Genomic DNA, 21081 nt, shown 5'->3' with positions numbered 1-21081 from the left:
GAAGAACATGGCGGAGCTGACGATCTCCCCCGATGAGATCCGTAGCGCGATCGAGAGCTACACCCAGAGCTACACCCCCGAGACCTCCATCGAAGAGGTCGGTGTCGTCACCGACACCGGCGACGGTATCGCCCACATCAGCGGCCTGCCGTCCGCGATGGCCAACGAGCTGCTGGAGTTCCCGGGCGGCGTCCTCGGCGTGGCGCTCAACCTGGAGGACACCGAAATCGGCGCCGTCGTCCTGGGTGAGTTCGACACCCTCGAAGAGGGCCAGCAGGTCCGCCGCACCGGCGACGTGCTCTCGGTCCCCGTGGGCGACAAGTTCCTCGGCCGCGTCATCGACCCGCTGGGCGCCCCGATCGACGGCCTGGGCGAGATCGAGGCCGACGAGCGTCGCGTGCTCGAGCTGCAGGCCGCCACCGTGCTGGAGCGCCAGCCGGTCGGTGAGCCCATGGCCACCGGCATCACCGCCATCGACGCCCTGACCGCCATCGGCCGCGGCCAGCGTCAGCTGGTCATCGGCGACCGCAAGACCGGCAAGACCGCGGTCTGCATCGACGCGATCATCAACCAGAAGGCCAACTGGGCCACCGGCGATCCGACCAAGCAGGTGCGCTGCATCTACGTCGCGATCGGCCAGAAGGGCTCCACCATCGCGGGCGTGAAGTCGGCCCTCGAGGCGCACGGCGCGATGGAGTACACCACCATCGTCGCGGCGCCCGCGTCGGACTCCGCCGGCTTCAAATGGCTTGCGCCGTACACCGGTTCGGCCCTCGGCCAGCACTGGATGTACCAGGGCAAGCACGTCCTGATCGTGTTCGACGACCTGTCCAAGCAGGCCGAGGCCTACCGCGCCATCTCGCTGCTGCTGCGCCGCCCGCCGGGCCGCGAGGCGTACCCGGGTGACGTGTTCTACCTGCACTCGCGTCTGCTGGAGCGTTGCGCGAAGCTGTCCGACGAGCTGGGCGCGGGCTCGATGACCGGTCTGCCGATCATCGAGACCAAGGCCAACGACGTCTCGGCGTTCATCCCGACCAACGTCATCTCCATCACCGACGGCCAGGTGTTCCTGGAGTCGGACCTCTTCAACAAGGGTGTCCGCCCGGCCATCAACGTCGGTATCTCCGTCTCCCGAGTCGGTGGCGCCGCGCAGACCAAGGCCATGAAGAAGGTCTCCGGTTCGCTGCGTCTGGAGCTGGCCTCCTACCGTGAGCTCGAGGCGTTCTCCGCCTTCGCCTCCGACCTGGACGCCGCCTCGCTGGCCCAGCTGGAGCGTGGCGCGCGCTGGGTCGAGCTGCTCAAGCAGGACCAGTACGCCCCGGTTTCGGTTGAGGACCAGGTCGTTTCGCTGTACCTGGTGGACGCCGGCTACTACGACTCGGTGCCGGTCGGCGACATCCGTCGCTTCAACTCCGAGCTGCTCGAGAACCTGCACTCCAGCGTGCAGTCCGCCTTCGACTCCCTGCAGGGTGGCGCGAAGGTGCTCGAGGGCGAGGCCGCCGACGCGATCGAGGCCGCGACCGACAAGTTCAAGCAGGGCTTCCTGGCGTCCGACGGCTCCCGCGTCGTCGAGGCCGAGGCCGGCCAGCTCGAGCACGAAGAGGTCGAGTCCCTTTCCGTCACCCGCAAGCACGTCGAGAAGTAATCGAGACGAGCACATGCGAATGACCGAATCGACGAATGAAGGGAGGGTGGACCGCTAATGCCAAGCGTGCGTGAACTTCGCTCCCGTATTCGTTCCGTGAGCTCGATCAAGAAGATCACCAAGGCGCAGGAACTGATCGCGACCTCGCGAATCAGCAAGGCGCAGGCGCGTGTCGCCGCCGCCAAGCCCTACGCGGAGGAGATCACCAAGGTGCTCGCCGAATTGGCGAGCGCCAGTGGGAATCTCAACCACCCGCTGCTGACCGAGCGTGAGAACCCGCGTCGCGCAGCCGTTCTCGTCATCACCTCCGACCGCGGTATGTGCGGTGGTTACAACTCCAACGTGCTCAAGCGCGCCGAGGAGCTCATGACCACCCTGCGCTCCGAGGGCAAGGAGCCGGTGCTGTACGTGATGGGTGCGAAGGGCCTGACCTACTACACCTTCCGCAAGCGGACGGTGAACGGTTCCTGGCTGGGCTTCTCGCAGCAGCCGAACTACGCCGACGCCTCGGCCGCGTGCAACCACCTGGTGGAGGCGTTCATGGCCGGCGCCGACGGCGAGGTCGCCACCCCGAACGGGGCGGGCACCATGGCCGGCGTCGACGAACTGCACATCGTCTACACGCGTTTCGTGTCGATGCTGTCGCAGCAGCCCGAGGTGCGTCGCCTGGCCCCGATCCAGGTGACGTTCGTGGACGAGAACTTCGACATGGGTCCCGACAGCTTCACCGACTCCGAGTCGGCGGAACTGAAGCCCCAGTACGAGTTCGAGCCGGACGCGGATCGCCTGCTGGGCGCGCTGCTGCCGAAGTACGTCAACACTCGGATCTACTCGTCGCTGCTCGAGGCGGCGGCATCGGAGTCGGCTGCGCGCCGCACCGCCATGAAGGCCGCGACGGATAACGCCACGGACCTGGTCAATTCGCTGACCCGGACCGCGAACTCGTTGCGCCAGGCGCAGATTACGCAGGAAATCACGGAAATCGTCGGTGGCGCCAACGCGCTGGCGGCGAGCTCGGACCGCGACTAAGGCCGGGTGGGTTGTGCCTCAGGCGCGGAGGCGGCAGCTTGCGTAACCACGTAGCGCCAGCACAACCCACTATCTACACGGAAGAGAACCAATGACCGCAGCTACTGAAACTCGGGTCGGCACAGGCCGTGTCGCCCGCGTCATCGGACCCGTCGTGGACGTCGAGTTCCCGCGCGGTTCGATCCCTGACCTGTACAACGCCCTGAACGTGGACATCGCGCTCCCGTCCGTGGCCAAGACCCTGACCCTCGAGGTCGCGCAGCACCTGGGCGACAACATCGTTCGCACCATCTCGATGCAGCCGACCGACGGTCTGATCCGTGGCGCCGACGTGCGCGACACCGGCAAGCCGATCTCGGTGCCCGTCGGTGACGTCGTCAAGGGCCACGTGTTCAACGCGCTCGGCGACTGCCTCGACACCCCGGGTCTGGGCCGCGACGGCGAGCAGTGGGGCATCCACCGCCGGCCGCCCGCCTTCGACCAGCTCGAGGGCAAGACCGAGATCCTCGAGACCGGCATCAAGGTCATCGACCTGCTGACCCCGTACGTCAAGGGCGGCAAGATCGGTCTGTTCGGTGGTGCCGGTGTCGGCAAGACCGTGCTGATCCAGGAGATGATCACCCGTATCGCGCGTGAGTTCTCCGGCACGTCCGTGTTCGCGGGCGTCGGTGAGCGCACCCGTGAGGGCACCGACCTGCACCTGGAAATGGAAGAGATGGGCGTCCTTCAGGACACCGCCCTCGTCTTCGGCCAGATGGACGAGCCGCCGGGCACGCGTATGCGCGTCGCCCTCTCGGCCCTGACCATGGCCGAGTACTTCCGCGACGTCCAGAACCAGGACGTGCTGCTGTTCATCGACAACATTTTCCGTTTCACCCAGGCCGGTTCCGAGGTCTCGACCCTGCTGGGTCGTATGCCCTCGGCCGTCGGTTACCAGCCGACCCTGGCGGACGAGATGGGTCAGCTGCAGGAGCGCATCACCTCGACCCGTGGCCGCTCGATCACCTCGATGCAGGCGATCTACGTGCCCGCGGACGACTACACCGACCCCGCGCCGGCCACCACCTTCGCGCACTTGGACGCCACCACCGAGCTCTCGCGTCCGATTTCGCAGAAGGGCATCTACCCGGCCGTCGACCCGCTGTCCTCGACCTCTCGTATCCTCGAGGCTTCGATCGTCGGCGAGCGGCACTTCCGGGTGGCCAACGAGGTCAAGCGAATCCTGCAGAAGTACAAGGAACTTCAGGACATCATCGCCATCCTCGGCATGGACGAGCTCTCCGAAGAGGACAAGGTCCTCGTCGGTCGCGCCCGTCGTCTGGAGAAGTTCCTCGGCCAGAACTTCATCGTGGCCGAGAAGTTCACCGGTCAGCCGGGTTCGGTCGTGCCGCTGGAGCAGACCATCGACGACTTCGATCGGGTCTGCAAGGGCGAGTTCGACCACCTGCCGGAGCAGGCGTTCAACTCCTGCGGTGGCCTGGACGACGTCGAGGCGGCCGCGAAGAAGATCGCCGGGAAGTAGTCACCCATGGCAGATATGTCCGTTGATCTGGTCGCCGTCGAGCGACTGGTGTGGTCGGGCCGGGCGAAATTCGTCTCGGCGCAGACCACCGAAGGTGAGATCGGCATCCTGGCCGGCCACGAACCGCTGCTCGGGCAGCTCGTCGAGGGCGGCACGGTGACCATCGTGTCCGACTCCGACGAGCGCATCGTGGCGGCCGTGCACGGCGGCTTCTTCTCGGTCACCGCCACGTCGGTGCGCGTGCTGGCCGAGTCCGCCGAGTTCTCCTTCGACATCGACGAGGCGGCCGCCAAGGCCGTCGTCGCCGATGCGGATGCGAGCCCGGCCGCGCTGGCCAAGGCACAGGGTCAGTTGCGGGCGCTCGAGAAGGCGGCTTCGGCCTAGCCTTCCGGCTTCCGAACACACGACGGCGGCCCCGGGGAAATCCCCGGGGCCGCCGTTGTTTTCGGGTCAGTCGAAGGTCAGGATCGGCTTGATCGTGCCGCCGTGGTGGGCGTCGTCCAGTGCGGTGTCGATATCGGTGAACTTGTAGGTCTTGCTGATCTTCTCGATCGGGAATTTGCCCTCGGCATGCCAGCGCAGCAGCTGCGGAATGAACCGCTGCGGATCACCGCTGCCCTCGATGCACCCGCGCACCGCCTTGCCGTTGCCGGTGAGGTGGCCGATCTCCAGATCCATGCTCGCCTCGCCCAGGCCGACGAGCACCAGGGTTCCCATGGGCGCCAACGCTTCCAGGCCCTTGGCGATGACGGCATTGAGCGCCGTGGTGTCGAGCGCGAAGTTCGCACCCCCGCCCGTGGCCGCCTGAATCCGCGCCACCACGTCCTCGGCTGCGCCGTCGATGGTGACGTCCGCGCCGAGTTCCTCGGCCACCTCCAGTCGATCGGCCGAAAGATCGACGGCCACAATGGTTCCCGCGCCGATCGCCCGGGCCGCCATGAGCGCCGCCATGCCCACCCCGCCGACGCCGAAGATGGCGATCGAGTCGTTCGGGCCCGGCTTCATGACATTGGCGACCGCGCCCGCGCCGGTCTGCACCCCGCAGCCGAAGGGCGCGGTGGCGACCAGGTCGACATCCTTGTCCACCACCACGACACTGCGGGCCGGGACCAGTGCGTGGGTGGCGAAACTGGACTGCCCGAAGAACGCGCCCATCACCTTCTCGCCATTGTTGCTCAGCGGCGAAGTGAAATCCGCGCGCCCGCCGGAGGTGTTGAGAACGACGAAATTCTCGCAATAGGGCGGGAGCCCGGCGGTGCAGCGGGAACACGTACCGCAACTGGCGTAGGTCAGCAGTACGTGATCGCCCACGGCGATTCCGGTTACCTCCGAGCCAATCCGTTCGACAATGCCCGCGCCCTCGTGCCCGAGCACGATCGGCAACTCGGGCGGGAACAGGCCCTTGGTGACCAGGTCGGTATGGCACACGCCGCTGGCGACGATGCGTACCAGCACCTCACCGGCGCGTGGGTCCTCGAGTTCCAGCGTCTCCAGCGAGAACGGCTTGTCCCCTCCGCGGGCGACGGCGGCGGTAATTTCCACGGAATCTCCTCCAACACTTCCGAATTGTCCGGAGCATAAGAACCTGTTCTAGATTCCGGCCATGTTGGATCCCACTGAGTGGGGTTCTGGGTAGACATGTGGTTGAATGCATTCGCCGGTCTACGGATGTGATCTGAGACATCTGGCAAAGCCTCGGCTATTCCAAGCACTTTCAGCTTTTTCTCCACGATGAGCGAGGGGTTGATGAGCGGGCTTCGTTATGGCAAGTGGGGGGTGGCCGCCGCGGTTTTCGCGGTCGCCCTCGGATTCTTCTCACCGGGAGCGGCCAACGCGGACGTGGTGGTTCCGCTCCCCGACGGGCACATCGAGGGCCCGGGCGTGAAAATCACCAGTCTCGGTGAGCGCGCGATCATTTCGCCGTCCCTGGCGGACAACGGTGCGGGCCGCACCTCCTGGGTGAGCGGCAACGTCACCGCCGACGTGGACACACCGGACGGTGTCGTCGGGCCCAACAACGGCCCGAAGAACTTCCCGGGCACCAACAATTCCGGTACGCACGGATCGTCCAACCTCACGACGGGATACATCGTCGGCTGCCAGGTGAACCTCGGGACCTTCAGTGCGAACTCGTCGTTCACGGTCAGCGCCACCCCGAGCCTCTCGGGCGGCTTCAGTTTCCCGCTGTCGCCAGGGCAGGTGCAGTGGGTCGCGATCAACAACATCGAGCTGATCAAGAGCGGCAGCTACACCATCAACTATCAGGACATTCCGATGGAGATTCAGGGCTGCGGCGGTTACGCGCAGGCCCGCCAGGTCTCCGTGGTCGAGATCATCGGCACGGACTACCACAAGGTCTCCCTCTACGGCCAGCCGTTCAGCATCGGCTGACGAGACACTCCGAGGGAAGGGATCGCATGTACGGCAAGGCAATTCGCATTCGGGGCGGCCGGGCGTTCGGGGTGGCGCTGGCCGCGGCGGTGGTGTTCGGATTCGGGCCGGCCGGCCCGGCGCACGCCGACACATTCATTCCGCTGCCCGGTGGGTCGATCACCCGCCAGCTCGCCGACGGTACGAATCTGACGGTCACGATCACCGGTGAGTCCGCGAAGATCAGCGGCTCCATGGGTGACACCCCGGCGCACCGCAATGTCTGGACCACCGCGGTGGCCAGCGTGGATCTCGACGGCCCGAGCGCTTCCAGCGCGACCATCAAGATCAGCCCCGGCTATATCGTCGGCTGCCAGGTGGATATCAGCGGCGGCATCAACAATGGCGTCAGCGGCGGGGTGACGAACGACCCCTCCAAGGCGACCCAGACCAATCCGTTCGGCGGACTCTCGGCGACCCAGTCCCTTTCCGAGGGCATCAGCATCGGACCCGGCCAGGCCGTGGCCCGGCTCATGCTGGACCTCGAGAAGCCCGACGACTACGGCATGGAATCGCACAAGCGCTACAACAAGGTTCCCGGCCCGCACGCCAGTGTGAGCTGGACCGACGAAACCTTCGCCGTGGACGGCTGCGGCGGCTACGCCCAGGCGCGCTCGTTCGTGGCGGCGGAGGTCGACAGCACCAACTTCATCGGCAACCTCGTGCTGTACGGCGAGCCGTTCTCCATGGGCTGATATATCTTCTGCACCCCGCTGAACAGCGCATACGTCACATTCGGTGGATGGCCGGACTCCGTCTTTCCCGGGTCGCTAGTATCGACCGAAAGCGGGGCCCGGCCGCAGGCCGGTCGGTGATCGCCAGCAACGCGGATGTGAAGGGACGGAGCGGCATTGCAAACCGGGATGTGGCTTCTGATCATTCTGGTGTTGCTGCTCGTCGGTTTGGCCCTGGCCTCGACCTATCGCTTGGTGATGCTCCGCCGCGGCGGCACCGCCGCACTGCTGCGGGTACTGCCCGCGCGCGGGCACGGCGGCGGCTGGCGGCACGGCCTCATTCGCTACGACGAGGACACCCTCCTCTTCTACAAACTCTCCAGTCTGAAACTCGGCCCGGACTCCACCATGCGCCGGCTCGCTATCGAGATCGGCCCGCGCCGGTCCCCGCAGGGCGACGAGTACGACATCATGACCGACGAGGTCATCGTCATGTGCTCCGACGGCGACGGCAGCTACGAGCTGGCGCTGGACCGCGGCGCCATGGCCGCCTTCCTGTCGTGGGTGGAATCCCGCCCCTCCGAGCGCATTCGCCGCCGCCGCGCCGGATAGCGCACGCGTTAGGCTCAGGGCGTGAGCGTTCACCTGACTCGGATCTACACGCGGACCGGCGATGACGGCACCACCGGTTTGAGCGATTTCTCCCGCGTTGCCAAGACCGATCCGCGGCTGATCGCCTATGCCGACTGTGACGAAACCAATGCGGCACTCGGGGTGGCCATCGCGCTCGGCGCACCCGACGAGCGCCTGCTCGGTGTGCTGCGTTCCATACAGAACGATCTGTTCGACGCCGGCGCGGACCTGTCCACCCCCGTGGTCGCCGAGCCCAAGTACCCGCCGCTGCGCATCACCCAGGACTACATCGACCGCCTCGAGAAGTGGTGCGACGAGTTCAATGCGCCTCTGGCGCCGTTGAATTCGTTCATCCTGCCCGGCGGCACCCCGCTGGCCGCCCTGCTGCACACGGCGCGCACCGTGGCGCGACGCGCCGAGCGCTCCGCCTGGGCCGCGGTCGCCGCGCACCCGGACGACACGAGCGTGCTGCCCGCGAAATACCTCAACCGGCTGTCCGACCTGCTGTTCATTCTGAGCCGGGTGGCCAATCCCGAGGGCGACATCCTTTGGCGCCCGGGCGGAGAGGCCACGAGCACGGGAACGGACCACTAGGCTGACCCCCGTGAGTGAACGGTTTCTGGTGACCGGGGGCAGCAGGCTCGTCGGTGAGGTCGCGGTGGGCGGCGCGAAGAACAGCGTCCTCAAGCTGATGGCCGCCGCGCTGCTGGCCGAGGGTACGACCACCATCACGAACTGCCCGGACATCCTGGATGTGCCGCTGATGGCCGAGGTCCTGCGGGGCCTCGGCTGCGACGTGACGGTCGACCACGAGACCGTGACCATCGCGACCCCCGCGGAACCCAAGTACCACGCGGACTTCCCGGCCGTCACCCAGTTCCGCGCCTCGGTGTGCGTGCTCGGTCCGCTCATGGCGCGCTGCAAGCGGGCCGTGGTGGCGCTGCCCGGCGGTGACGCCATCGGCTCGCGTCCCCTCGACATGCATCAGGCCGGCCTGCGGCTGCTCGGCGCGACCTCGGAGATCGAGCACGGCTGCCTGGTCGCGCGCGCCGAGGAATTACAGGGCGCGCGCATTCGCCTGGACTTCCCGTCGGTCGGCGCGACCGAGAACATCCTGATGGCCGCGGTGCTCGCCGAGGGCGAGACCGTCATCGACAATGCCGCGCGCGAACCGGAAATCGTGGATCTCTGCAACATGCTGGCGCGCATGGGCGCGAAGATCTCCGGTGCGGGCACCTCGGTGCTCACCATCGAGGGCGTCGACAAGCTCGCTCCCACCACCCATCGCGTGATCGGCGACCGCATCGTCGCCGCCACCTGGGGTATCGCGGCCGCCATGACCACCGGTGACGTGCGGGTGACGGGCATCAACCCCAAGCATCTGTCGCTGGTGCTGGACAAGCTGCGTTCCGCCGGCGCGCGAATCTCGTTCGAACCGGACGGTTTTCGCGTGGTGCAGGCCGATCGCCCCCGCGCGGTGAACTTCTCCACCCTGCCGTTCCCGGGTTTCCCCACCGATCTGCAGCCCATGGCCATCGGCCTGGCCGCGATCGCCGACGGCACCTCGATGATCACCGAGAACATCTTCGAAGCGCGCTTCCGCTTCGTCGAGGAGATGATCCGGCTGGGCGCCGACGCCCGCACCGACGGACATCACGCGGTGGTGCGCGGTATTCCGCGACTGTCCTCGGCTCCGGTGTGGTCCTCCGACATTCGCGCCGGCGCGGGTCTGGTGCTCGCGGGCCTGGTGGCCGACGGCGTCACCGAAGTGCACGACGTCTTCCACATCGACCGCGGCTACCCGGATTTCGTGGAGAACCTGCGCTCGCTCGGGGCGCAGATCGAACGGGTCGGCACTTCGGACTGATCAGCGGGGTGCCTGACACCGGTTAGCCCGCGACCAACACCAGGTGACGTCGAGCCGGCATTCGCGAAAACCCGTCCTGAACAGGCGATTTGACATGCGAACAACCAACACGTAACTTATTCCAGGTCAGAGCGACACGGACACCGACTCCGGTGAGACGAGCTTCGCCTGATGATCACACTAGCCCCCAGCCGACCAGCCGATTTGGTTCTGCTGTGCGGATGGGGCTAAGCTTGAAAAGTTGCCTCACGATCGAGCGGGACATTGAGCCCGGGAGATCGTTTGTGCGTGTGTTCTTTGAGAACTCAATAGTGTGTCGATGAATGTCAGTGCCAAATATTTTATTTGGTTCCAATCATTCTCACCCCCGTGAGGGTGGTTGGACAATTATGTCAGCTTAATTTCCGAGCTGGCGTTTAAATCTGCCAAGGTTTTCGGACTCTGGTTAATTCTTCCGATTCGCTGCCTTTGGGCGGTTGGATTGAGAGTCTTCAACGGAGAGTTTGATCCTGGCTCAGGACGAACGCTGGCGGCGTGCTTAACACATGCAAGTCGAGCGGTAAGGCCCTTCGGGGTACACGAGCGGCGAACGGGTGAGTAACACGTGGGTCTTGTGAAGTTGATCTTTGGTCAGAACAACCTCACATCGGAACTCTGCGCTCTTTTGTTGCCCAGCAACCAGTTTCAGCATGTTGCCAGGTCAAACCAGAAGCCGGACCGCTACCCGGAAAGGCTCACTGAAGGCCGCAGCGCCGGTGTTTACAACGTCGGTGGCCGCAGCGCCGACACCGCCACCCGTGACCACAGCGCCGGCCACAGCCTGACCGGGCAGGTCGCAGACAGCAGCGCCGGACGCCACGATGGAGCCGGGCGTAACGACAGCACCAGGAGTGCGGGCAGCGCCGGAAGTGCGGGCAGTGCGGGCAGTGTTGGAAGCACCGGGAACGCCGGGGCTTTCGGGGTCTTCGGCGTTGCACATGCCCGGGCGGGCGAACTTGGCCAGCACCGCGTCCAGGCAGGCCCGCAGTTCCGGGGTGATCCAGCCTTCCACCCACGACATGCCGTCCACACCCGGGCGGCCGATCGCCAAGCCGCGACGGCGGCGGCGGTCGGCATCATTGATCACCGTGCCGTCCGGATCCAAACGCGCGAGGATCTCGCGGCCGATCTTGGGCAGGTCGTCGGGGAACAAACCCTCACAAGACTGTTCCACCAGCACCTGCTCCACATCCACCCGAGTTTCGACCGGGATGTCGGCGGGCAGATGCGTCATGATGTCCACGATGTGACGGACGTGGTCACGCGAGAGCGCACCCGCGGCAAAGGCTTCCGCAGCCACCGGCAAAGCCGCGGGGCGCGGACGGCCGTTGGGTTCGGTGAACTCGCCGCATTCGCGGGTGATCTTCACCCGCACCGAGGCGTCATGGGCGGACAGGCCCAGGGTTTGACGCAGGAACGGCACCAACTTGCCCGCACCACTGGCCTCCGGCAACGAACGATCCGAGGCTTCGATGATCAGCTTCGAATCCAGCGCCGACAGTTTGCGCTTGCAGGTTTCCAGCTGCTGCATCAACGCCACCACATCGGCATCCGCGAACGGGGTGAGGGTGGCGTGAGCAAGGGTGGCCGAGAGGGTTTCTACTGCGGTCACCAGTTCGGTGATGCCGCAGTTGTCGAATGTCACCCCCATCGAATTCATACCCTAATTCTACGCCTCCAATGATCGCATTGGAACACGAATTGTCTTGTGATATAAAGCCTTTCAGAATATGCGTCCGTTACCGGATTGAGATTCGTCGGTAAATCCATTGTCATCGCTGAATATCGTTGCCCAGCCGGGATTCCAGGAACGGCACGAATTGTGATGCGCGCTCAGGGGCCAGGAGGGCTGTGTGCCATTCGTCTATCGAGATGCGGTCGATGGTGCCGGTGATGTACGGGCGCCAGGTTTGGGCGAAGCGGTCTCGGCCTGGTTCGCGGGAGGCGGTGAAGAGTAGGGCGTCGCCGGCGAAGCGGCCGGGGGTGTATGGGAGGGGGTGGGAGAAGCTGTCGATTACGCGCTGAACTTGTTGGGGGGTGAGGATTCCGGTGCTGCCTATGCGTTCGGCGATCAGCGCGTTGAAGTCCTCGATGCTGTCGATGGCTGGGGTCTCGTCCAGGTTCAGGGCGGTGTGCCAGCCGCCGAGGATGCGGGCGACGGTGGTGGCGACCTCGTCGCGGGTGGGTTCGTGGGTGGTTTCGAGGCCGGTTTCGGGGGTGGAGTCGACGAGGGCCAGGAGGCCGACTCGGTGGCCGAGTTGTTGGAGTCGGACGGCCATGGCGTGGGCGATTTGTCCGCCCATGGACCAGCCGAGCAGGTTGTACTCGGGCTGGTCCGGGAAGCGGTCCAGGATTTCGCGGACATAGCGATCCGCGTAGGCCGCAATGGATTCCAGGCGCGTCTCGTCGGCGACGATGTGCGGGTCCTGGAGGCCGTAGACGGGCTGGTCCGGGTCGAGGTGAGCGGCCAGCGCACCGTAGACCCACGCGAGACCGCCGCCGGGGTGCACGCAGAACAGCGGCGGGCGGGCGCCGGTGGAACGCAGCGGGGTCAGGACACCCAGGGAGACGTCGAGGCTCCCGGCGTCGGCTTCCAGTGCCCGTGCCAGCGCGGCCGGGGTGGCCTCGGAGAGGAGTTGGCTGATGGGCAGCTGCCTGCCGCTGCGTGAACGGATCAGGGACACCACCTGGACCGCGCTGAGCGAGTTGCCGCCCAGGGCGAAGAAATCGTCGTCGGCTCCGACGTTCTCGGCGTCGAGGACCTCGGTGAAGATCTCGGCGACAAGCTGTTCGAGCGGTGTCGAGGCCGCGCGCGAAACCCGCGCCGACGCGATCGGTTCGGGCAGTGCGCGACGATCGATCTTGCCGATGGCGGTCGTCGGCATTTCCTCGAGCACCATGACGATGTCGGGCACCAGATATCCGGGCAATCGGTCGGCCAGCGCACGGCGGATGGAGTCCGGTTGGGCGGCAGCATCGTTGGTCACCACGTAGCCGACGAGCCGAGCACTATCGCCCGCCCCACGATCGAGAACGGCAACGGCCTGCGTGATTCCGGGTATTGCGGTCAGGGCGGCTTCGACCTCGCCGAGTTCGAGCCGCTGCCCGCGTACCTTCACCTGGAAGTCGGATCGGCCGACATACACCAGTGTTCCTGTGCCCGACTCGGTTTCGATCCACCGCACCAGGTCACCGGTGCGGTACAGGCGGTGTCCCGTTCGACCGAACGGATTCGCGATGAACCGGGAGGCGGTCAGTGCGGGCCGCCCCCGATATCCGCGTGCCACACCGGGTCCCGACACATACAGCTCACCCACGACGCCGGCCGGAACCGAGCGCAGGGACGCGTCCAGTACCACCGCGCCGGTGCCGGGCAACGGCCCACCGAGTTCGATGGGGTGGCCGGGGCGCAGTTCCGCGCTGGTCGTCCAGATGGTCGTCTCGGAGGGCCCGTACATATTGTGCACACGCCGAAGGCCCGCGGAGTCGGTGCCGGACCACTGGGTGACCAGCCGCGGTGGGCATTGGTCGCCGCCGACCAGCAGCGCTCGAAGATCCTCCAGCTCAGCGGGATTCACGGTCAGTGCCACCGGCGGCGTCAGGAAGGCATGGGTGACGCGTTCGTCGCGCAGGAGTTCGGTGAGGGGTTGTCCGCTGTACACGTCGGTCGGCGCGATGACCAGCGTCGCGCGCGCCGAGACCGCCAGCAGCAGTTCGAGCATGGCCGCGTCGAAGGTGCGCACGGCCACGGCCAGCACCCGCGATTCGGTGTCGGCGCCACAGCGGCGTCGATGATCGGCCACCGTCGCGGACAACCCGGCGTGGGTGATCTCCACGCCCTTGGGCTGGCCGGTCGACCCCGAGGTGTAGACCAGGAACGCGGTGTTGCTGATGTCCGGCAACACATTCGGGACGGCCGTCGCCGACTCGATCGCTGCTGCCGTGTCCGGGTCGTCGAGCACGGTCCAGGTGACCTCGTCGGGGAGCGCTTCCCGACACCGTGCTGTCGTGATACTCAGGTGCGCACCGGCATCCGTGCACACGAACCGGTTCCTCTCGACCGGGTGCGCCGGATCCACCGACACGAATGCCGCGCCGGTCCGGGCCACGGCCCACACCGCCAGCACCCATTCCACCGACCGTGGCACGCCGATCGCGACCACGGTTTCGGGTCCGGCCCCCCACTCGATCAGATAGCGCGCCAATCGATTCGACTGTTCGTCCAGGTCGCGGTAGGTGAGCTTGCGGCCGCCATACACCACCGCGTCACCGTCGGGATTCGCGGTCACCGCGACTGCCAACAGTTCCGGCAGTGTCACCGCGCCCGCCGGGTCCATGTCGACTCGGCCCCACGCGTGGACCATCCGTTCGCGCTCGGCCTCGGACAGCATGTCGATGTCACGCACCGGCGTGCTGGGATCGGCCACCGCCGCCAGCACTCGTTGCAACCTCTCCCCCAGGCCGATGATCGTCGTCGCGTCGAAAAGATCGGTGGCGTAGCTGATTCCAACCGGAATCGCGCCGCTCTCGTCAGGCGTATCGGTCAGGGTCAAGGTCAGGTCGAACCGTTCGATGCCGGTGTCCGCATCCATCGCCGCCACCGCGACGTCCGGCAGCTCGAACCGCGCCTCGTCGAGGTTGTGGAAGCCGAGCATGACCTGGAACAGCGGATGGCGGGCCTGGCTGCGCGCCGGGTCCACGGCCTCCACCACCTGTTCGAACGGAATCTCCGTGTGCGCGAACGCATCCAGATCCACGCCGCGCACCCGATCCAGCAGCGCCCGGAACGACTGCGCTTCGTCCACGGACGTCCGCAGCACCACGGTATTGACGAACATGCCCACCAGATCGTCCAGGACGGCCGAGCCGCGCCCCGATACGGGTGTGCCGATCGCGACATCCGTGCTGCCGGACAACCTCGAGAGCACGAGCGCCAAGGCGGCGTGGAACACCATGAACACCGTCGCCCCGGATTCAAGGGCTACCCGCTGTATCCCCTCCACCACAGCGGGTTCCAGCGTGAAGGCGTGCCGTGCGCCCCGATGCGAGGCCACCGCCGGGCGCGGGCGATCGGTGGGCAGCGCGAGGACGTCCGGCAGGTCTCGCAGTTGTTCGCGCCAGTAGCCCAGCTGGCTCGACAGCGTCGATTCCGGATCGTCCGCCGAGCCCAGCGACTCTCGTTGCCACAGCGCGTAATCGGCGTACTGCACCGGCAGCGGCGTCCAATCCGGTTGCCGCCCCGCGCACCTGGCGGCGTAGGCCGCGGCGACGTCACGAGCCAGCGGTGTCATGGAGAACCCGTCGGCGTTGATGTGATGCACCACGAGCACCAGCACGAACTCGCCGGGTGCGGTGGAGAACAGCCGTATGCGCAGCGGAACCCGTTCGGCCACATCGAATCCGCTCGACACCACCGCGGTCACGGCCGACGCGAGCTCGTTCTCGCTCACCCGCACCGGGTCGAGGTTGACGGCATCCGTCAGTTCGTGAACCGGCACCACCAGCTGATACGGCACCCCGTCGACGTCCGGATAGCGGGTCCGCATCACTTCGTGACGAGCCAGCACATCGGTGATCGCGGCCGACAGCGCCGCGACGTTCACCTCTCCCGTCAGTCGCAATACCAGGGGAATGCTGTACGAGACCGCTTCGGGTGCGAAGCGATTCACGAACCACATGCGCTGCTGGGCGAACGACAGCGGCACCCGTTCCGGACGCTCCCGCGCCGTCAATCGGGGCCCACTCTCCCCCGCGGTCTCGCCCGTTCGCGCGGTGAGCACGCTCGCCAGCTCGCCGACCGCGGCGTGCTCGAACACATCCCGCACGGTGACCGGCACGCCGACCCCGTCGGCCAGTCGCGCCGCCAATCGGGTGGCCGACAGCGAGTTTCCGCCCAGCGCGAAGAAGTCGTCGTCGACGCCGACACGCTCGAGCCCGAGCACCTCGGCGTAGACGCCGGCCACGATCTCCTCGACCGCTGTCGCGGGCGCGCGGAATTCGCGCGCGGCGAACACGGGTTCGGGCAGGGCCCTGCGATCCACTTTGCCGCTGCTGTTGAGCGGCAGCGCGTCCAGCGCCACGATCGCGTCCGGCACCATGTAGCGCGGCAGCCGCTCCCCCACCGCCTGCTCGACCGCCGCCGGGTCCAGGTTCCGGCCGACCACGTAGCCCGCCAATCGCGCACCGGCGGTGGCGCTCTCACCGGGCAGGTACACGACGACGGCTTGCTCGACGCCGTCGACCTCGCACAGGGCGGCCTCGACCTCGCCGAGTTCGAGCCGCTGCCCGCGTACCTTCACCTGGAAGTCGGATCGGCCCAGGTACACCAGTAGCGGTGTCGCCGAACCGGTTTCGGTCTCGTCGGCCGTCCAGCGGACCAGGTCGCCGGTCCGGTAGAGCCGCGCGCCCGGCTCGCCGTACGGGTCGGCGACGAATCGGGCGGCGGTCAATCCCGCCCGGCCCCGATACCCGCGTGCCACACCGGGTCCGGCGACGTACAGCTCGCCCACCACCCCGGCGGGCACCGGCCGCAACCAGGCGTCGAGCACCAGCAGATGCAGGCCCGCGATGCCCGACCCGAGGGTGATCGGGTCACCGGCGCGCAGTTCGGGGCTGACCGAGGTGATGATGGTGGCCTCGGTCGGACCGTAGGAGTTGAAGAACCGCCGCAGCCCCGCCGTGTCGGTGCGCGACCAGCGGCTCACCAGCTGCGGGGCGAAATGCTCACCGCCGACCCACATCACCCGCAGGTCGTCGAGTCCGGCCGGCTCGATCGAGGCCGCCACCGAGGGTGTCAGCCACGCGTGGGTGATGCGCTGGGTGCGCAGCAGATCCGCGAGGGCGGGACCGCCGTAGACGTCGTCCGGCGCGATCACCAGGGTCGCGCCGGCCGAGACGGCGAGCAGCAGTTCGAGCATGGCGACGTCGAATGTCCGTGCGCCCACGCCCAATACGCGAGATTCCCGCTCGACCGCGTACTGACGGCGGTGTGCGACGGCCACCGCACCCAGGCCCGCGTGACCGACCTCGACGCCCTTGGGACGTCCGGTGGAGCCGGAGGTGTAGATGATGTAGGCGGCGTTGGACGGACGCACCGGACCGCGCCGCTCGGCGTCGGCGAGGGGACCCGCCGGGTGCGCGGCAAGGGCGGACACGGTCTCGCAGTCGTCGAGGACCAGCCAGGCGCATTCCTCACCGGGCAGCGCCGCCCGCTGGCGCGACAGCGTGATGCCAACTCGCACAGCGGAATCGGCGCACACGAACCGGTTTCGTTCCACGGGATGCGCCGGGTCCACGGTCAGGAACGCCGCGCCGGTCTTGGCGACCGCCCAGACCGCCAGCACCCACTCCAGGGACCGCGACAGCCCGATGGCGACGACCGACTCGGGTCCCGCGCCTCGGTCGATGAGGAAGCGCGCCAGCCTGTTCGACTGCTCGTCCAGCTCGCGGTAGGACAGCCGCCTGTCGCCTTCCACCACCGCGTCCCCATCCGGATGCGCGGTCACCGAGGCCGCCAGCAGCGCAGGCAGGACGGCTCCGACCAAGCCGATATCGGCCGCGTCGAGCACCTCGGCGGGATCGTTGCGTCCCCAATCCTTCAGCAGCGCAGCATGTTCCGTCGCGGTGAGGGTGGCGATCTCGCGCACCCGCGCACCCCGGTCCCGCGCGAGCTCGGTCAGCACGACCCGCAGCCGCTCGGCGACCGCCTCGATGACCCGCGCGTCGAGCAGATCGGTGCGATATTGCAGGCGAATCCGCAGGGAGTCCTGCTGAATCACGGTGCAGGACAGCGGATAGTGTGTCGAGTCGTCGCCGGTCACCCCGGTGAGTTCGAGGCTGCCGTCGCCGGTCACCTGCCGGATCTGCTGGACGTCGACCGGATACGACTCGAGCACCATGGTGGTGTCGAACAGGCTGTCGTGGCCGGTGTGGCGGTGAATGTCGGTCAGGCCGAGGTGCTGGTCGTCCAGCAGTGCGGTCTGTTCGGTGTGCAGCCGCGTCCACAGGCCGGTGACGGTCTCGCCGGGTTCCAGCCGGACCCGGGTGGGGATGGTGTTGATGAACAGCCCGAGAGTGCGGTCGGCCGTGGGCAATTCGGCCGGACGCCCGGACACGGTGGTGCCGAACACCACATCGGTGTGGCCGGTCAGCTGCGCGACCAGCATGGCCCACGCCGACTGCAGCACGGTGTTGAGCGTCACCCCGGCCGCCGAGGCGGCGGCCAGCAGGCCGCGGGTGTCGGCGGCGTCGATCACCACCGACTTGTCGGCCACCGCGCCGAGCCCGGCGGCGGGCTCGGCCACCAGGGCCGGTTCGACGCCGTCCAGCGCCGTCGACCAGGCGGTCAGCGCGGCCTCCCGGTCCCGAGTGGCCAACCACGCCAGGAAGTCTCGATACGATCCGGTGGCCGCGCCCGCGTCCGGTCCGCCGGCGTAGCGGGTGAACAGGTCGGTGACCAGCAGCGGCCAGGACCAGCCGTCGAGGATGACGTGGTGATCGGTGAGAATCACCGCCCAGCTGCCGGTGGCCAGGCGGGCGACCGCGCAGCGCAGCAGGGGCGCGGCGGCGAGGTCGAATCGCTGGGCCTTCTCGGCCGCGGCGAGCTCGATCAGCTTCTGCTCGGCGTCGGGCCAGCCGCTCAGATCGACTACCCGCCAAGGCAATTCGACTCCGGAGCTGACAACGGCCACCTCGACGCCTCCGGCGGTGGTGGTGAACGCCGTGCGCAGGCCGTCGTTGTGCGCCAGCAGCGCGACCGCCGCGGCACGCAGACGTTCCGTGTCCAGATCACCCGACAGCCGCAGGACCACCTGCGCGGCATACAGATCCGCCTCGGCTCCGGTCGCCGCCAGACGGGAATGGAAGAGCAGACCGGCTTGCAGCGGAGTCACCGGCCACACGTCGACCAGGGCCGGGTACGCGCGGGTGAGCGCGGCGACGTCGCCGCGCTCGAGGCTCACCAGCGGGAAGTCCGACGGCGAATACCCGCCCGCGCCGTCGTTTTCGGCGTGCGCGGCGATCGCGGTCAGCACCTGCGACCACAGCTGCGCCAGCTCCTCGACCTCGCCGGCGTCGAGCAGGGTGCGCGGGAACCGGAAGGTGGTGCGCAGTCGGTCGTCGAGTACCAGGGCGCTCACGTCCATCGCGACCGTCACCGGCATGTCCGGATCGGCCGCCACCGTCAATTCGCCCAGCCCGCCGTCGATTCCGGCCGAGCCCGTGTCCGCGCCCACCCGGCCCAGGTAGTTGAACCCGATCCGACCCGGCATCCGGTCCGGCAATCGTGCCGCGGTATCGGGGTTCAGATAGCGCAGCAGGCCGTAGCCGAGACCCTTGTCCGGGATCGACCGCAGCGTCTCCTTCACCGAAAGAACCGCCGCCGCAACGGCATCCCCACCGGCGGCGACATCGTGGACGTCGACGCCGCTCAGATCCAGGCGCACCGGGAACATGGAGGTGAACCAGCCCACCGTCCGCGACAGGTCCGCCCCGGGCACGACCTGTTCCTCCCGGCCGTGACCTTCCAGCCGGACCAGCACGGCCGGGTCGTCGAGCCCGCGGCGGCCGCGCCAGAGACGCACCGCGGCAGCCAATCCCGCCAGCAGGCCATCGTTGACGCCACCGTGGAATGCCGTCGGAACTCGGGTGAGCAGGCTCTGGGTCACCGCTTCCGGCAGCTCCACCACCACCGCCTCGAGGGTGGCGGCGGTATCGACGGCGGAATCCAATTCCCTGCCGCCCCAGAGCGGGTCGGTTCCCGTGACCATGGATTGCCACAGGCTCAGTTCGGCGATCCGCTCCGGTGCGGTCGCCGCGGCGGCCAGCCCGTGTGCCCACCGGCGCATGGAGGTGCCGACCGGCAGCAGCTCAAGTGCGCCTCCGTGTTCGAGCTGTTCGAGGGCGGTCAGCAGGTCCGGGACCAGCACCCGCCACGACACCGCGTCGATCACCAGGTGATGCGCCACCAGCAGCAGCCAGCCCGGCGTGCCGTCGGCCGGTTCGAGCAGGGTGCATTGGAGCATGGTCCCGGCGCGCGGGTCCAGGCGGCCGAGTGCCGCATGCAGTTCGGCCGCGGCGATGTCGGTCACGGTCTCGGTGTCGGTCACGGTCTCGGTGTCGACGGTTCGCCGCACCAGCACGTCGGCGACATCCACACCGCCGGCCGCGGCGATGTCCATAGACCATTGCCCGCTGTCGTTTCGCCGCAGTCGGGAACGCAGCATGTCGTGCCGGTCCAGCACCGCGCCCAGCGCGACCGCCAGCTCCGCGGCCGGGACGGCACGCGGCAGCCGCAGCGCCACATGCTGGTCGAAGCGGTCGAATCCCTTGCCCCACTCCACCATCCACTGCGCGACCGGCAGCAGCGGCAGCTCGCCGACACCGCCGCCGGGCAGCTCGGTCAGCGCGGCGTGTTCGTCCGCGCCCCGCGCGGCCCGCTGTGCAAGCCGGGCGGGGGTGCGCTGCTCGAACACGTCGCGCGGGCCGAAGACCACGCCTCGTGCCCGGGCCTTGGTCACCAGCTGGATCGAGACGATGGAATCGCCGCCGAGCGCGAAGAAGTCGTCGTCGACGCCGACCTTCTCGGCGCCGAGCACCTCGGCGAACACCTCGGCCAGGATCGTTTCGGCCCGTGTGGACGGCGCCCGGAACTCGTGAGCGGCGAACATCGGCGTCGGCAGCGCCCGGCGGTCGATCTTTCCCGTTGCGGTCAACGGCAATTCGTCGAGCACCATGATCGCGTCGGGCACCATGTAGGCGGGCAGCCGCTGTCCCACCAGCTGCCGCGCCTCGTCCGGATCGACCGAATCTCCCGCGGCGGCGGTGACGTAGCCGACCAGTCGTCCGCCCGTCCCGGATTCGGGCACGTACACGGTGACGACGGCCTGTTCGACGCCCGGCAGGTCGGCGAGCGCGGTTTCGATCTCGCCCAGCTCCAGCCGCTGGCCGCGTACCTTGACCTGAAAGTCGGAGCGGCCCACGAACTCCAGCGTCCGCGCGCCGGTGGCGTCGGTCGTCAGCCGGGCCAGGTCGCCGGTCCGGTAGAGCCGGTCCCCGGCCGCCTCGAACGGGTTCGCGACGAACCGGGCGGCGGTGAGTCCGGGCCGGCCTCGATAGCCGCGCGCCACACCGGGACCCGCGACATACAGTTCGCCCACGACACCCTCGGGCACCGGCCGCAGCCACGGATCCAGCACCGCCACCGCCATGCCCGCGATGGGGCCGCCGATATCGATCGGGTGCT

12 protein-coding genes (1 of these 12 only partly in view) are annotated in these 21081 nt (G+C 67.8%); 9 read left to right on the top strand and 3 right to left on the bottom strand.

From position 1 onward, the window contains the following. Positions 1 to 7: 7 nt before the first annotated feature. From atpA to D7D52_RS14945, 4 genes are all read left to right on the top strand, one after another. Positions 8 to 1645, top strand: coding sequence for a F0F1 ATP synthase subunit alpha (gene atpA / locus D7D52_RS14960; RefSeq protein WP_120736962.1), 1638 nt, complete (start codon positions 8 to 10; stop codon positions 1643 to 1645). A 57-nt stretch (positions 1646 to 1702) separates the two neighbouring features. Next, positions 1703 to 2674 carry a F0F1 ATP synthase subunit gamma gene (locus D7D52_RS14955; protein WP_120736960.1) on the top strand — a complete coding sequence of 324 codons (972 nt, stop codon included), beginning with the start codon at positions 1703 to 1705 and terminating at the stop codon, positions 2672 to 2674. 91 nt (positions 2675 to 2765) lie between these two features. Next, complete coding sequence (gene atpD / locus D7D52_RS14950; RefSeq protein ID WP_120736958.1) at positions 2766 to 4196, top strand: F0F1 ATP synthase subunit beta; 1431 nt, start codon at positions 2766 to 2768, stop codon at positions 4194 to 4196. A gap of 6 nt (positions 4197 to 4202) precedes the next feature. Next, complete coding sequence (locus D7D52_RS14945) at positions 4203 to 4580, top strand: F0F1 ATP synthase subunit epsilon (RefSeq protein ID WP_120736956.1); 378 nt, start codon at positions 4203 to 4205, stop codon at positions 4578 to 4580. Positions 4581 to 4646: 66 nt separating this feature from the next. Here the strand turns inward: D7D52_RS14945 and D7D52_RS14940 are convergent, their stop codons facing one another. Beyond that, positions 4647 to 5738, bottom strand: a complete 1092-nt coding sequence (locus D7D52_RS14940; protein ID WP_120736954.1) for an NAD(P)-dependent alcohol dehydrogenase — start codon at positions 5736 to 5738, stop codon at positions 4647 to 4649. A gap of 204 nt (positions 5739 to 5942) precedes the next feature. Between D7D52_RS14940 and D7D52_RS14935 the strand changes: the two genes are divergently transcribed. The 5 genes from D7D52_RS14935 (at position 5943) to murA (ending at position 9800) form a co-directional block, all read left to right on the top strand. After that, on the top strand, positions 5943 to 6587 hold the full coding sequence (locus D7D52_RS14935) for an MspA family porin (protein WP_246023872.1): 645 nt from the start codon (positions 5943 to 5945) through the stop codon (positions 6585 to 6587). A 26-nt stretch (positions 6588 to 6613) separates the two neighbouring features. Then, positions 6614 to 7321 (top strand): MspA family porin, encoded by a 708-nt coding sequence (locus D7D52_RS14930; RefSeq protein ID WP_120736950.1) that lies wholly within the window; start codon positions 6614 to 6616, stop codon positions 7319 to 7321. Positions 7322 to 7489: 168 nt separating this feature from the next. Further along, positions 7490 to 7912: a DUF2550 domain-containing protein gene (locus tag D7D52_RS14925; protein WP_187703155.1), complete on the top strand. Its 423-nt coding sequence runs from the start codon at positions 7490 to 7492 to the stop codon at positions 7910 to 7912. Between the two features lie 21 nt (positions 7913 to 7933). Further along, positions 7934 to 8527, top strand: a complete 594-nt coding sequence (locus D7D52_RS14920) for a cob(I)yrinic acid a,c-diamide adenosyltransferase (protein ID WP_120736947.1) — start codon at positions 7934 to 7936, stop codon at positions 8525 to 8527. Between the two features lie 10 nt (positions 8528 to 8537). Next, a complete protein-coding gene (murA, locus tag D7D52_RS14915; protein ID WP_120736946.1) occupies positions 8538 to 9800 on the top strand; it encodes a UDP-N-acetylglucosamine 1-carboxyvinyltransferase in 1263 nt (420 codons plus the stop codon). 700 nt (positions 9801 to 10500) lie between these two features. Here murA and D7D52_RS14910 read toward each other — a convergent pair. Beyond that, a complete protein-coding gene (locus D7D52_RS14910; RefSeq protein WP_120736945.1) occupies positions 10501 to 11499 on the bottom strand; it encodes a DUF222 domain-containing protein in 999 nt (332 codons plus the stop codon). Positions 11500 to 11611: 112 nt separating this feature from the next. Then, a protein-coding gene (locus tag D7D52_RS14905) for a non-ribosomal peptide synthase/polyketide synthase (RefSeq protein ID WP_120736944.1) crosses the window boundary here: on the bottom strand, positions 11612 to 21081 show its 3' end. 18856 nt of this gene lie beyond the right edge of the window; only the last 9470 of its 28326 coding nucleotides appear in the window; the start codon falls outside the window, past its right edge; its stop codon occupies positions 11612 to 11614.

Origin of the sequence: Nocardia yunnanensis (assembly GCF_003626895.1) — a bacterium.
In the GTDB taxonomy this organism is placed as follows: domain Bacteria; phylum Actinomycetota; class Actinomycetes; order Mycobacteriales; family Mycobacteriaceae; genus Nocardia; species Nocardia yunnanensis.
The sequence above is the reverse complement of the archived record's forward strand: the minus strand, read 5'-3'. Positions and strand labels throughout refer to the sequence as shown.

Excerpts from the sequence above, each read along its gene's own strand:
- atpD (WP_120736958.1), top strand. The coding sequence starts at position 2,766 with ATGACCGCAGCTACTGAAACTCGGGTCGGCACAGGCCGTGTCGCCCGC.
- D7D52_RS14930 (WP_120736950.1), top strand. The coding sequence starts at position 6,614 with ATGTACGGCAAGGCAATTCGCATTCGGGGCGGCCGGGCGTTCGGGGTG.
- D7D52_RS14955 (WP_120736960.1), top strand. The coding sequence starts at position 1,703 with ATGCCAAGCGTGCGTGAACTTCGCTCCCGTATTCGTTCCGTGAGCTCG.
- D7D52_RS14910 (WP_120736945.1), bottom strand. The coding sequence starts at position 11,499 with ATGAATTCGATGGGGGTGACATTCGACAACTGCGGCATCACCGAACTG.
- atpA (WP_120736962.1), top strand. The coding sequence starts at position 8 with ATGGCGGAGCTGACGATCTCCCCCGATGAGATCCGTAGCGCGATCGAG.
- D7D52_RS14945 (WP_120736956.1), top strand. The coding sequence starts at position 4,203 with ATGGCAGATATGTCCGTTGATCTGGTCGCCGTCGAGCGACTGGTGTGG.
- D7D52_RS14925 (WP_187703155.1), top strand. The coding sequence starts at position 7,490 with ATGTGGCTTCTGATCATTCTGGTGTTGCTGCTCGTCGGTTTGGCCCTG.
- D7D52_RS14935 (WP_246023872.1), top strand. The coding sequence starts at position 5,943 with ATGAGCGGGCTTCGTTATGGCAAGTGGGGGGTGGCCGCCGCGGTTTTC.